Genomic DNA, 12,395 nt, shown 5'->3' with positions numbered 1-12,395 from the left:
GGTCGTTATGTCTGCCAAGAGTGATGGTTCACCCAGCGACCTGATCCGCGCCCGTGACGTCGGTGGTTTCGACGTCTGGTCGCTGCCCAGCTTCGACCCTCATGTGCCCGAGCCCGAGCCGGAACCGGTGGAAGAACTGCCGGAGATGGAAGAGGTGCCGCTGGAGGAAGTCCAGCCGCTGACCCTCGAAGAGGTCGAAAGCATTCGCCAGGAGGCCTACAACGAAGGCTTCGCCATTGGCGAAAAAGAAGGTTTCCACAGCACCACGATCAAGGTTCGTCAGGAAGCCGACGTGGCGCTGACGGCCAAGCTGCGCGCATTGGAATCGCTGATGCTCAACCTGTTCGAGCCCATTGCCGAGCAGGACACGCAGATCGAAAAGTCATTGGTCGGGCTGGTGCAGCACATCGCCCGGCAAGTGATCCAGCGCGAGCTGGCCATCGATTCGAGCCAGATCGAACACGTCATGCGCGAAGCCCTCAAGCTGTTGCCGCTGGGCGTGGGCAACGTGCGGCTGTACATCAACCCCCAGGACTTCGAACTGGTCAAGGCTTTGCGCGAGCGCCACGAGGAAACCTGGCGCATCGTCGAGGATGAAACCTTGTTGCCGGGCGGTTGCCGCGTGGAAACCGAGCACAGCCGCATCGACGCTACCGTCGAGACCCGCATCAGCCAGATCATGGCCAAGCTGTTCGACCAACTGCACGAACAGGCTTTGCACCCGGCCCCCGCCGACTTGAGCCTGGAGTTGCCGGACGAACCCAAGCCGGCCGTCATTGTCGATCCCGACAGCGGCGAACCGATCACACCTGAAGTGGCAGGCCACGATGCGCCTTGAGCGAACCAGCTTCGGCAAGCGCCTGGGCAGCTACGCCGAGGCCACCGAACTGGCCGGCCAACCGATCCTGGAAGGTCGCCTGTTGCGCATGGTCGGCCTGACCCTCGAAGCCGAAGGATTGCGTGCGGCCATGGGCAGTCGCTGCCTGGTGATCAATGACGACAGCTATCACCCGGTGCAGGTGGAAGCCGAGGTCATGGGTTTTTCCGGTAGCAAGGTATTTCTGATGCCGGTCGGCAGTGTCGCCGGCATTGCCCCGGGTGCCCGTGTGGTGCCGTTGGCCGATACCGGCCGCCTGCCCATGGGCATGAGTATGCTCGGTCGCGTGCTGGACGGCGCTGGTCGGGCGCTGGACGGCAAGGGCGGCATGAAGGCCGAGGATTGGGTGCCGATGGACGGCCCGACGATCAACCCGCTCAAGCGCGACCCCATCAGCGTGCCGCTGGATGTGGGCATTCGTTGCATCAACGGCTTGTTGACCGTCGGCCGCGGCCAGCGCCTGGGCCTGTTCGCCGGTACCGGCGTGGGCAAGAGTGTGCTGCTGGGCATGATGACTCGCTTTACCGAGGCCGACATCATCGTGGTGGGGCTGATCGGCGAGCGGGGCCGCGAGGTGAAGGAATTTATCGAGCACATCCTCGGCGAGGAAGGGCTCAAGCGCTCCGTTGTCGTCGCTTCGCCGGCGGACGATGCGCCGCTGATGCGCCTGCGCGCTGCGATGTATTGCACGCGCATCGCCGAATATTTCCGCGACAAGGGCAAGAACGTCCTGTTGCTGATGGACTCGCTGACCCGCTTCGCCCAGGCCCAGCGGGAAATCGCCCTGGCCATCGGCGAGCCTCCGGCGACCAAGGGTTATCCGCCTTCAGTGTTCGCCAAGCTGCCGAAGCTGGTGGAGCGTGCCGGTAACGCGGAGAAGGGCGGCGGCTCCATCACCGCTTTCTACACCGTGCTGTCCGAGGGTGACGACCAACAAGACCCGATCGCCGACTCGGCCCGAGGCGTGCTCGACGGCCACATCGTGTTGTCCCGACGCCTGGCCGAGGAGGGGCATTACCCTGCCATCGACATCGAAGCGTCGATCAGCCGGGTCATGCCGTCGGTCATTAGCGCCGAGCACATGAAGCGCGCCCAACAATTCAAGCAGTATTGGTCCCGTTACCAGCAAAGTCGTGACCTGATCAGCGTCGGAGCGTATGTGCCTGGCGGGGATCGTGAAACCGACACGGCGATCAACCTGTATCCGTCCATGGCGGTGTATCTGCGCCAGGCGCTGAACGACAGCATCGGCATGGGCGCCAGCGAAGCGCACCTGCAAACCATTTTCGCCCCTGTTTCCGGCACGTAACCGGTCATGGCCACGAGTCGTGCGGCGCGCCTGGCGCCAGTGGTGGACATGGCGGAAAAGGCTGAGAAAACCGCTGTCCAGCGACTGGCCTATTTCCAGGGGCAAGTGGCCGTTGCCGAAAGCAAGCTGGCGGACCTGGAGAATTTTCGCCTCGAATACCAGGAGCAGTGGATCGCCCGAGGCAGCCACGGCGTTTCCGGGCAGTGGCTACTGGGCTACCAGGGATTCCTCGCGCAGTTGGGCACGGCCATCGACCAGCAGCGCCAGAGCCTGGTCTGGCACCAGAACAACCTGGAGAAGGCCCGCCAGAGCTGGCAAGAGGCGTTCGCCCGCGTCGAAGGGTTGCGCAAACTTGTACAGCGCTACATCGACGAGGCGCGGCAGTTGGAGGACAAGCGTGAGCAAAAACTGCTGGATGAATTGTCCCAGCGCTTGCCGCGCCAGGATCCATATTGATAACGGCGGTAGAGTTTTGTCGGGTGGGTGATTTGAAACCTTGCTCATACCTCTACCAAGTGCTAAACCTTGTACACGTATGTCCATGACAAGGAAGTGAATATGTCTGTCATTACCGAAGTATCCCCGGATGGGCAAAAGCTGACGATCTCGATCAAGGGCCGCTTCGATTTTGGCCGGCACCAGGAGTTTCGTGAGTCTTATGAAAAGCTCAACACGAAACCCGAGTCCATCGTTGTGGATCTGAAAGAAGCCACTTATCTCGACAGTTCTGCCTTGGGCATGCTCCTGCTGTTGCGTGATCATGCCGGCGGCGACGAATCGGATATCCGCGTCGTCAACAGCAGCAGCGACGTCAAGAAAATCCTCGCGATCTCCAATTTCGACAAGCTGTTCGACATCAGTTGATCGCCATGCAATCGTCGCCGGAGCCGCTGACGATCCTGATTGCCGAAGACAGTGCCGCTGATCGACTGCTGTTGTCGACCATTGTCCGTCGCCAGGGCCATCACGTGCTCACCGCGGCTGACGGTGCCGAGGCGGTCGAGGTCTATCTGCAACAGCGTCCGCACCTTGTGTTGATGGACGCGATGATGCCGGTCATGGATGGCTTTGAAGCGGCGCAGAAGATCAAGCAGTTGGCCGGGGATCAACTGGTCCCGATCATCTTCCTCACCTCGTTGACCGAAAGCGAAGGGTTGGCCCGTTGCCTGGAGGCCGGTGGCGATGACTTCCTGGCTAAACCCTATAACCAAGTCATCCTGGCCGCCAAGATCAAGGCGATGGACCGTTTGCGTCGGCTGCAGGCCACGGTGGTGGAGCAGCGTGACCAGATCGCCCGGCACCACGACTATCTGCTCAACGAGCAGCGGGTCGCCAAGGCGGTGTTCGACAAGATTGCCCACTCCGGTTGCCTGAGCGCGCCGAACATCCGTTACCTGCAATCGCCCTACGCCTTGTTCAACGGCGATCTGCTGTTGGCCGCGTTCAACCCGGCGGGCGACATGCATATCCTGCTCGGCGACTTCACCGGCCACGGACTGCCGGCGGCGGTGGGGGCGATGCCGCTGGCGGAGGTGTTCTACGGGATGACCGCCAAGGGCTATGGCCTGGCGCAGATTCTTCGGGAGATGAATGCCAAGCTAAAACGCATCCTGCCGGTGGACATGTTCTGTTGCGCGACGCTGCTGTGCCTGAGTTTCCAGCGTTGCACCGTGGAAATCTGGAACGGTGGCATGCCCGACGGTTATCTGCACGACAGCCTCACTGGCGTGCGCACACCATTACCGGCTCGGCATTTGCCGTTGGGTGTGCTGACGCCTCAGTTGTTCGACGACCGCACCGAAGTCCACCCGATGTCGGTGGGCGATCGGGTGTTCCTGCTGTCCGATGGCGTGATCGAGACCAGTGATCGCGACGACCAGCCGTTTGGCGTCGAGCGGTTGCAGCAGGTATTTTCGGCCAACCGTGAGCCCGACCGCCTGTTCGAAGATATCCAGCAAGCCCTGCAGGATTTTCGCGGCGAGGCCCGTGACGACTTCAGCATGATCGAGGTGCGTCTCGTCGCGCCGACGCAACTCAATCCGCCGCCTCCGGTCTATTCCGATAGTGGCCAATCCAGTCCGCTGGACTGGTCGGTGAGCTTCGAATTTCGGGCGCAGACGCTCAAACGGTTCAACCCGATGCCCTACCTTTTGCAGTTGCTGCTTGAGGTTCATGGGCTCAGGGCACACAGTGGCGCCCTTTACAGCGTGCTGTCGGAGCTGTATTCCAACGCCCTGGAACATGGGGTGCTGGGGTTGGACTCAAGCCTCAAGCGCGATGCGACCGGGTTTGCCCGGTATTACCGGGAGCGCAACGAGCGCCTGGATGCGTTGAGCGATGGTCATGTGCGAGTGCATTTGCATGTCACCCCTCATGGTGACGGTGGCTGTCTGGTGATTGAGGTCGAGGACAGCGGCAAGGGCTTCGATGTTGCGAAGGTCATGGCGCGACCACTGGACCGTGACCGATTATCGGGGCGTGGCGTGAGCCTGGTGCGCCAGCTATGCCAACGGGCCTCTTGGTCCGACGATGGTCGTAGTGCGCGCGTGGAGTTTTTCTGGGAGGCTCTGGCATAATCGGAGCCAATCTTGATCAGGGAGCGAGCAAGTGAGTGAAATTCATCTCGATCGCGACGTGCTCAGCACGTTGAGGGAAGTCATGGAGGACGGGTATCCGGAATTGCTGGACACCTTCCTCGAAGATTCCGAAGCACGCCTGCGTGTGCTGCATGAAGCCAGGGACGCCGAAAAGCTGAGCGCTACGGCCCACAGTTTCAAGGGCAGTAGCAGCAACATGGGCGCCCTGCGCCTGGCTGAGCTGTGTGGTGAACTGGAGCAACGTGCCAAACAGCCGTCGCTGGGAGGCATCGAAAGACTGGTCAATGAAATTGACAGCGAGTTTGCCTTCGTCCGCACGCTTTGCCGCGAAGAGCGTGAAGGCTTTCATTGCTGAAACGATGGCGTTCGACGCGTTGGCCCGCCCCTTGCATTGTCCTGTCTCGACTGCATCTATGATTCCAGTGCAGCGGAGACCATTTTATGCCTGTTACGCCCAATACACTCCTCCAGGCCACCGCCCCGGCCAAGCCGCAGGCCGCCGTCAATCCACTGGCAGCGGGCCCGGAAGCCGGGGATAAAGCCTCCAGCTTCGCCCAGGTCTTCGCCAAGCAGGCACCCGTCAAATCACCGGCGGTACCTGAACCTTCGGTGAAGCCGGGGCGCGACAAGACTTCCGATACCTCCGTCAAAAAGGATGCCGACAGCGACACCGCTGCCGCTCCGGAGCCGGTGGTTGCCGATAGCGGCAAACCCTTGCCCGCCGACAAGCCGGCCGCTGCCGACGACAAGGCCGCGCGGGATGACGATACCGAAGCGGCCGGGACGCCTGTAGCGGACGCCGCGCCTGTCGATCCAACCCTCGATCCTGCGTTGTTGCCGGTTGTTCCGGTGACCACTGCCGAGGTTCAGCCCGCCCCCGTGGTGATCGCGACCGATGCTCAAGTCACCGCTGCGGTTGCGGCTGCCGGTGTTCCGACGTTAGTGGCCAGCGCCCCGGCGCCCGTGACTGATCCGGAGTTCGACCCGCAGGCTGATCCGCTCGACGCGCTGCCAGCCTTGCGGTTGGCGATGGAGCAGGGCGGCCATGTGTCGGCTTCCAGCCAGGCGCAGCCCAAGGCTGCCCCGGCGGCTTCGCCCGATGGCGAGCCGACCTCGGCTCAGACTTTCGCGGCCGGCATGGCCAGCATGCTCACCGTGCAAGCCGACCAGGACAGCACCGGTGCCGGCAGCCAGGGCGGTGACAAGGCGTTCAGCGGCCTGATCAGCGAGGGCCTCAAGGATCTGACTTCCGCTTCCAGCGATACGCGCGTGGACGACTTTGCCAATCGCTTGGCGGCACTGACCCAGGCGGCCACGCCGAAAACCGCCAACGCGGTGCCGGTCAACCAGCCTATCGCCATGAACCAGAGCGGCTGGACCGAGGAAGTGGTCAACCGGGTGATGTACTTGTCGAGCGCCAATCTCAAGGCGGCCGACATCCAGTTGCAACCGGCCGAGCTCGGGCGCCTGGACATCCGAGTGAACATGGTTCCGGACCAGCAGACCCAAGTCACCTTCATGAGCGCCCACGCTGGCGTTCGCGAAGCCCTCGAAGGTCAGATGCATCGCTTGCGCGACAGCTTTGCCCAGCAGGGCATGGGGCAGGTCGACGTGAACGTGTCGGATCAATCCCGGGGTTCGCAGAACCCGGACCAGCAAGCCCAGCAGCAGGCCCAGGCTGGACGCGCCACGTCCTCCGGCGGACGCGTGGATTCGGTGGATGAAGCCGCTCCCACCAGCATCGCTGAAGTGGCTGCCAGCACGACCAGCGTCATTGGCACCAGCGCGGTGGACTACTACGCCTGATTCAACGCACTAGACCCTGTGGGAGCGAGCTTGCTCGCGATAGCGATGGATCAGTCACCCGCAACGGTGACTGAAAGTCCGCTATCGCGAGCAAGCTCGCTCCCACAATGGTTTAAGGTTGTCCTCGAAATTGCATCGACGTCATTTCTCTTCTGGCATAACACTTGCTCCTGCCTAGCCATGCAACAGTGAACCCCCCGATTAGTGACGGATTATTGGCATGGCGAAGAGTGAAGCAGCAGCTGTAAAAGACCCTGCAACCAAAGGCAAACTCAAGATGATCATCCTGATCGTGGTGGGCTTGCTGTTGGCGGTGGGTGTTTCCGTGGGGGCGACCTGGTATTTCATGCACAGCGCCCAAAGCAAGCCGGCACCCGCTGCAGAAGCCGCTCCGGTAGGCAAGCAACCTGCGATTTTCGAGCCCATGGCCCCGGCCTTCGTGGCCAACTACACCGTGAACGGTCGTCAACGCTACATGCAGGTCAGCATTACTTTGCAGGGTCGCAACCAGGCGGACCTGGAAGCATTGCGGGTGCACATGCCGTTGATCCGCAATAACCTGGTGATGCTGTTTTCCGGACAGAGTTTCGACACCCTGGCCACTCCGGTGGGCCAGGAAATGCTGCGTCAGAAAGCCACGGCCAGCGTGCAGGAAGTGGCCCAGAAAGAGCTTGGCAAAGTGGTGATCGAACAGTTGCTCTTCACTAACTTCGTATTGCAGTAGGAAACACGACATGGCCGTGCAGGACTTGTTGTCCCAGGACGAAATCGACGCGCTGTTGCACGGTGTCGACGACGGCCTGGTGCAAACCGAAAACGCTGCTGACCCGGGCAGCGTCAAAAGCTACGACCTGACCAGCCAGGACCGCATCGTTCGCGGACGCATGCCGACCCTGGAAATGATCAACGAGCGTTTCGCCCGCTACACCCGTATCAGCATGTTCAACATGCTGCGCCGCTCGGCCGACGTGGCTGTGGGTGGCGTGCAGGTGATGAAGTTCGGCGAATACGTGCACTCGCTGTACGTGCCCACCAGCCTCAACCTGGTGAAGATCAAGCCGCTGCGTGGTACGGCGCTGTTCATTCTCGACGCCAAACTGGTGTTCAAGCTGGTGGATAACTTCTTTGGTGGCGACGGTCGTCACGCCAAGATCGAAGGTCGCGAATTCACTCCGACAGAGCTGCGCGTCGTGCGCATGGTGCTGGAGCAGGCCTTCATCGACTTGAAGGAAGCCTGGCAGGCGATCATGGAAGTGAACTTCGAGTACATCAACTCGGAAGTGAACCCGGCCATGGCGAACATCGTCGGCCCCAGCGAAGCCATTGTGGTTTCGACATTCCACATCGAACTCGACGGTGGCGGCGGCGACTTGCACGTGACCATGCCCTATTCGATGATCGAGCCCGTGCGCGAAATGCTCGACGCCGGCTTCCAGTCGGACCTCGACGACCAGGACGAGCGCTGGATCAACGCCTTGCGCCAGGACGTGCTGGACGTCGACGTGCCGATCGGCGCGACGGTTGCCCGGCGCCAGCTGCGTCTGCGGGACATCCTGCACATGCAGCCGGGGGACATCATCCCTGTCGAGATGCCGGAAGACATGATCATGCGCGCCAATGGCGTGCCGGCCTTCAAGGTCAAGATGGGCTCTCACAAAGGCAACCTGGCGTTGCAGGTGATCGAGCCGATCGAACGCCGCTGAGCGGTGTCAACTTTTTAAGTTTTCGTTTTTAACCGATTTATGCCCGCCGAGGAAACATGATGGCTGACGATATGAATACCCAGGATGACCAGGCGCTGGCCGACGAGTGGGCTGCGGCCCTGGAAGAAACCGGCGACGCCGGGCAGGCCGACATCGATGCGTTGCTGGCAGCCGATACCGGCGCCCACGCGTCCAACCGCTTGCAGATGGAAGAGTTTGGCAGCGTGCCAAAAAGCAACGAGCAGGTGACGCTTGACGGTCCGAACCTGGACGTGATCCTCGACATTCCGGTGTCGATTTCCATGGAAGTGGGCAGCACCGACATCAACATCCGCAACCTGCTGCAACTCAACCAGGGCTCGGTAATCGAGCTCGATCGCCTGGCCGGTGAGCCGCTGGACGTATTGGTCAACGGCACCTTGATCGCCCACGGCGAAGTGGTGGTGGTCAACGAGAAGTTCGGCATTCGCCTGACGGACGTGATCAGCCCGAGCGAACGCATCAAGAAGCTGCGCTGAATGAAAGGCTTTTTCGCCGCAGCCTTGATGCTGCCGTTCAGCGTGCTGGCGGCCGAGCCGGTGGCCAACGCGGCCGTTACGCCGGCCAGTGGCAGCGGCATGGCCGGGCAATTGGCGCAACTGGTGCTGGGCCTGCTCCTGGTGCTCGGGGTGATTTTCTTCCTGGCGTGGATGCTACGGCGCGTGCAACAGGCGGGGCCCGCCGGCAAAGGTCAGGTCATCGACATCATCAGCTCCCGGGCGTTGGGCCCGCGGGACCGGTTGGTGCTGGTGCAGGTTGGCAACGAGCAGATCCTGTTGGGGTTGAGCCCCGGCACGATCACTGCGCTGCACGTCCTCAAGGAACCGGTCCAGGTGCCTTCCGCCGAGCAGGCCACCCCCGAATTTGCCCAGCGGCTCATGGAACTACTGGGTAAAGATCAGAAGGATAAGAAGTAATGCCGTTGCGCATTCTGTTGGCGTTGGGCCTGATGCTGGCCGCGCCGTTGGCGTTTGCCGCCGATCCGTTGTCGATCCCGGCGATTACCCTCGGCACCAATGCCGAAGGGGCACAGGAATACTCGGTCAGCCTGCAGATCCTGCTGATCATGACCGCGCTGAGTTTCATCCCGGCGTTCGTCATGCTGATGACCAGTTTCACCCGGATCATCATTGTCTTTTCGATCCTGCGCCAGGCGCTGGGGCTGCAACAGACGCCGTCGAACCAGATTCTCACCGGCATGGCGCTGTTCCTGACCATGTTCATCATGGCGCCAGTATTCGACCGGGTGAACCAGGACGCGCTGCAACCCTACCTGGCGGAAAAACTCAGTGCCCAGGACGCCGTGGCCAAGGCCCAGGTGCCGATCAAGGATTTCATGCTCGCCCAGACCCGCAGCAGCGACCTGGACCTGTTCATGCGCCTGTCCAAGCGCACCGATATCGCCAGCCCCGACCAGGCACCGCTGACTATCCTGGTGCCGGCGTTCGTGACGTCCGAGTTGAAGACTGCGTTCCAGATCGGTTTCATGATTTTCATCCCGTTCCTGATCATCGACCTGGTGGTCGCCAGTATCCTCATGGCCATGGGCATGATGATGCTGTCGCCGCTGATCATTTCCCTGCCGTTCAAGATCATGTTGTTTGTGCTGGTGGATGGCTGGGCGTTGATTATCGGCACCCTGGCGGGCAGTTTCGGCGGTGTCTAGACCACTTTTGCGGATAACACGATATGACGCCTGAAGTTGCGGTAGACCTGTTCCGCGAAGCCCTCTGGCTGACCACCACGATGGTTGCCATCCTGGTGATCCCGAGCCTGCTGGTGGGCTTGTTGGTGGCGATGTTCCAGGCCGCCACGCAGATCAACGAACAGACCCTGAGTTTCCTGCCGCGCCTGCTGGTGATGCTGGTAACGCTGATCGTCGCCGGCCCCTGGCTGGTGCAAACCTTCATGGAATACATCCTGCAGTTGTACGGCAGTATTCCCCAGTTGATCGGCTGACCCGATGTCGATGCTCGCGCTGACGGACACCCAGATCAGTAGCTGGGTGGCTTCGTTTGTCCTGCCGTTGTTTCGCGTCACCGCGGTGCTGATGAGCATGCCGGTCTTCGGCACGACCTTGGTGCCGCGCCGCGTGCGCCTGTATTTCGCCCTGGCGATCACCGTCGTGATTGCGCCCGGGCTGCCGCCGATGCCACCGGTCACTGCGCTGGACCTCAGTGCGCTGATGCTGGTCGCCGAGCAGATCCTCATCGGCGCCTTGCTGGGCTTTTCGCTGCAGTTGTTTTTCCAGGCGTTCGTGGTCGCCGGGCAAATCATTTCGATTCAGATGGGCATGGCGTTCGCCTCGATGGTCGACCCCACCAACGGTGTGAACACCGCCGTCATCGGGCAATTCCTGACGATGCTGGTGACCTTGCTCTTTCTCGCCATGAACGGGCACCTGGTGGTCTTCGAGGTGTTGACCGAGAGCTTCACCACATTGCCCGTGGGCAGTGCGATGCTGGTCAATCATTTCTGGGAAATCGCCGGCAAGCTCGGTTGGGTCCTCGGCGCGGCCATGGTGCTGGTGTTGCCGGCGATCACCGCGTTGCTGGTGGTCAACATCGCCTTCGGCGTGATGACCCGGGCGGCTCCGCAGTTGAACATCTTCTCCATTGGCTTCCCGCTGACCCTGGTGTTGGGCATGGTGATTTTCTGGGTCAGCCTCGGGGACATCCTCAACCAGTACCAGCCGCTGGCCACCCAGGCCTTGCAGTTGTTACGCGACATGGCACAGGCGCGCTGAACCATGGCCGAGAGCGAAAGCGGTCAGGACAAGACAGAAGACCCCACGGAGAAACGCAAAAGGGAATCCAGGGAAAAGGGCGAGATCGCCCGTTCCAAGGAGCTCAACACCCTGGCGATCATGTTGGCTGGCGCCGGTGGCTTGCTGATCTACGGTGGCGGGCTGGCGTTGGATCTGTTGGAAATCATGCGGCTGAATTTCTCCCTGCCACGAGACGTGTTGCTGACCCCCGGCGCGATGACGCAATACTTGCTGCATTCGGGCAAGATCGCGATCGTTTCGATTCAGCCGATTCTTGTGTTTTTGCTGTTGGCGGCGTTCATCGGTCCGATCTCCCTGGGCGGATGGTTGTTTGCTGCCGGTAGCCTGGCCCCTAAATTCAGTCGGATGAACCCGGCGGCCGGCATCAAGCGAATGTTTTCAACGTCGGCATTAATGGAGTTGCTGAAGGCGTTCGGGAAATTCCTCCTGGTGCTGTCCGTTGCGCTGACGGTATTGCAGGCCGACATCGATGATGTGCTGCGCATTGCCCATGAGCCGCTGGAACAAGCCATTATCCACAGCGTGCAGCTGGTGGGCTGGAGCACCTTGTGGATGGCGTGCGGGCTGATTCTGATCGCTGCCATCGACGTGCCGATCCAGCTCTACCAGAGCAAGCAGAAGTTGATGATGACCAAGCAGGAAGTGCGCGACGAGCACAAGGACTCGGAGGGCAAGCCGGAGGTCAAGCAGCGGATCCGCCAGTTGCAGCGCGAGGTTTCCCAGCGCCGGATGATGGCGGCGATTCCCGACGCGGACGTGGTTATCACCAACCCGACCCACTACGCCGTCGCGCTCAAGTACGACCCCGACAAAGGCAACGCACCGGTCCTGCTGGCCAAGGGCAGCGATTTCCTGGCGTTGAAGATCCGCGAGATCGCCGTCGCCAACGAAGTGATGCTGCTTGAATCCCCGGCATTGGCGCGGTCGATCTACTACTCCACCGAGCTCGACCAGGAAATCCCGGGAGGCCTGTACCTGGCCGTGGCCCAGGTCCTGGCGTACGTCTACCAGATCCGCCAGCACCGCGCCGGCAAGGGCAAGCGCCCCGAACCGCTCAAGGACCTGCCGATCCCGCCGGATTTGCGCCGCGATTCCTGATTCCGACAGACGCAAAGCCTGTGGGAGCTGATGCTGCTCAATCCAGGCAATCGATGAACCCGTGGCGAGGGAGCTTGCTCCCGCTGGGGCGCGAAGCGGCTCCAAAACCTGTCAGTCGGGGAGCATCAGACACACCGTACCCGCCGGTTTACGACTGCTTCGCAGCCGAGCGGGAGCA

The 12,395-nt window shown here is 61.4% G+C and carries 15 protein-coding genes; all 15 read left to right on the top strand.

The window, feature by feature from the left end; genetic code table 11:
• Positions 1-7: 7 nt before the first annotated feature.
• The 15 genes from fliH (at position 8) to flhB (ending at position 12,217) form a co-directional block, all read left to right on the top strand.
• Positions 8-838: a flagellar assembly protein FliH gene (fliH, locus tag FHK92_RS06970; protein WP_181287426.1), complete on the top strand. Its 831-nt coding sequence runs from the start codon at positions 8-10 to the stop codon at positions 836-838.
• Positions 828-2,186, top strand: coding sequence for a flagellar protein export ATPase FliI (fliI, locus tag FHK92_RS06965; protein ID WP_181287425.1), 1,359 nt, complete (start codon positions 828-830; stop codon positions 2,184-2,186). The genes fliH and fliI overlap by 11 nt, the downstream gene beginning before the upstream one ends.
• Positions 2,187-2,192: 6 nt before the next feature.
• A complete protein-coding gene (gene fliJ, locus FHK92_RS06960; protein WP_003184033.1) occupies positions 2,193-2,642 on the top strand; it encodes a flagellar export protein FliJ in 450 nt (149 codons plus the stop codon).
• 102 nt (positions 2,643-2,744) lie between these two features.
• On the top strand, positions 2,745-3,050 hold the full coding sequence (locus tag FHK92_RS06955; protein WP_030141081.1) for an STAS domain-containing protein: 306 nt from the start codon (positions 2,745-2,747) through the stop codon (positions 3,048-3,050).
• A 5-nt stretch (positions 3,051-3,055) separates the two neighbouring features.
• Positions 3,056-4,762 (top strand): ATP-binding SpoIIE family protein phosphatase, encoded by a 1,707-nt coding sequence (locus FHK92_RS06950; protein WP_181287424.1) that lies wholly within the window; start codon positions 3,056-3,058, stop codon positions 4,760-4,762.
• A gap of 31 nt (positions 4,763-4,793) precedes the next feature.
• Complete coding sequence (locus FHK92_RS06945) at positions 4,794-5,138, top strand: Hpt domain-containing protein (RefSeq protein ID WP_181287423.1); 345 nt, start codon at positions 4,794-4,796, stop codon at positions 5,136-5,138.
• 86 nt (positions 5,139-5,224) lie between these two features.
• Positions 5,225-6,589: a flagellar hook-length control protein FliK gene (locus tag FHK92_RS06940; protein WP_181287422.1), complete on the top strand. Its 1,365-nt coding sequence runs from the start codon at positions 5,225-5,227 to the stop codon at positions 6,587-6,589.
• A 220-nt stretch (positions 6,590-6,809) separates the two neighbouring features.
• The gene (gene fliL, locus FHK92_RS06935) at positions 6,810-7,313 is read left to right on the top strand and encodes a flagellar basal body-associated protein FliL (RefSeq protein WP_181287421.1); all 504 of its coding nucleotides are present in this window, start codon (positions 6,810-6,812) and stop codon (positions 7,311-7,313) included.
• Positions 7,314-7,323: 10 nt separating this feature from the next.
• On the top strand, positions 7,324-8,292 hold the full coding sequence (gene fliM, locus FHK92_RS06930) for a flagellar motor switch protein FliM (protein WP_181287420.1): 969 nt from the start codon (positions 7,324-7,326) through the stop codon (positions 8,290-8,292).
• Between the two features lie 59 nt (positions 8,293-8,351).
• On the top strand, positions 8,352-8,810 hold the full coding sequence (gene fliN / locus FHK92_RS06925) for a flagellar motor switch protein FliN (protein WP_030141075.1): 459 nt from the start codon (positions 8,352-8,354) through the stop codon (positions 8,808-8,810).
• On the top strand, positions 8,811-9,248 hold the full coding sequence (fliO, locus tag FHK92_RS06920) for a flagellar biosynthetic protein FliO (RefSeq protein WP_181287419.1): 438 nt from the start codon (positions 8,811-8,813) through the stop codon (positions 9,246-9,248).
• Positions 9,248-9,997 (top strand): flagellar type III secretion system pore protein FliP, encoded by a 750-nt coding sequence (gene fliP / locus FHK92_RS06915; RefSeq protein WP_181287418.1) that lies wholly within the window; start codon positions 9,248-9,250, stop codon positions 9,995-9,997. The genes fliO and fliP overlap by 1 nt, the downstream gene beginning before the upstream one ends.
• 23 nt (positions 9,998-10,020) lie before the next feature.
• A complete protein-coding gene (fliQ, locus tag FHK92_RS06910) occupies positions 10,021-10,290 on the top strand; it encodes a flagellar biosynthesis protein FliQ (protein ID WP_003199113.1) in 270 nt (89 codons plus the stop codon).
• Positions 10,291-10,294: 4 nt separating this feature from the next.
• Positions 10,295-11,077, top strand: coding sequence for a flagellar biosynthetic protein FliR (gene fliR / locus FHK92_RS06905; protein WP_181287417.1), 783 nt, complete (start codon positions 10,295-10,297; stop codon positions 11,075-11,077).
• A gap of 3 nt (positions 11,078-11,080) precedes the next feature.
• The gene (gene flhB / locus FHK92_RS06900; protein WP_181287416.1) at positions 11,081-12,217 is read left to right on the top strand and encodes a flagellar biosynthesis protein FlhB; all 1,137 of its coding nucleotides are present in this window, start codon (positions 11,081-11,083) and stop codon (positions 12,215-12,217) included.
• Positions 12,218-12,395: the final 178 nt, after the last annotated feature.

Origin of the sequence: Pseudomonas brassicacearum subsp. neoaurantiaca (assembly GCF_013608025.1) — a bacterium.
In the GTDB taxonomy this organism is placed as follows: domain Bacteria; phylum Pseudomonadota; class Gammaproteobacteria; order Pseudomonadales; family Pseudomonadaceae; genus Aquipseudomonas.
The sequence above is the reverse complement of the archived record's forward strand: the minus strand, read 5'-3'. Positions and strand labels throughout refer to the sequence as shown.